Source organism: Nocardia spongicola, from assembly GCF_047200775.1.
In the GTDB taxonomy this organism is placed as follows: domain Bacteria; phylum Actinomycetota; class Actinomycetes; order Mycobacteriales; family Mycobacteriaceae; genus Nocardia.
In genome coordinates this window covers 1-566 of sequence record NZ_JBJZOO010000057.1, presented here as the reverse complement: position 1 = coordinate 566, position 566 = coordinate 1, and the positions used below count along the sequence as shown (strand labels likewise).

The window sequence follows — 566 nt, the reverse complement described above, 5'->3', positions numbered from 1 at the left end:
GGGAATGTTCACCGACCTCCCCACCCCCACCCCACACCTCGACCTCCCCACCTACCCCTGGCAGAAAACCCACCTCCGCAACGAAATACCATCCCACCACCTCCGCCTCTACGGCACCCCGGACAGCTACACCACACTGGGCGACCAAGATCCCGAAGACAGCCTGCGCTGGCAACTGGAATTGAACATGCAGGTGCTGCCGTGGCTGGCCGACCACCGGGTCGAGGGCACCCGACTGATGCCAGCCACCGGATACCTGGACGCGGCCTTGAGCGCCGTACTGGCACGCACCGAATCCACCCAGGCCGGATTAGAGAACATCCAGTTCGTAGCACCCCTGGCCATCGAAGACGGGCAAATGCCACTCATGCGCTTCGAACTGGAGGAATCGACCCATCGCTTCACCATCCGCTCCCGGAAAATGGGCGACACGGTGTGGACGGTCAATGCCACCGGCCGACTGATCGAAGGCGCCTACGACCAGATCAAAGCCGAAATCCCACCCACCGACACCATGATCGAGATCGCCCCGGACGACTTCTACACCACCCTGGCCATAACCGGGG

Annotated in this window: 1 protein-coding gene; it reads left to right on the top strand. The window is 62.7% G+C overall.

Annotation, left to right across the window (positions count from 1 at the left end; translation table 11 throughout):
• Positions 1 to 566 (top strand): polyketide synthase dehydratase domain-containing protein (locus ACL02S_RS24175; protein ID WP_412804794.1); only part of this gene is annotated, 566 nt, incomplete at both ends.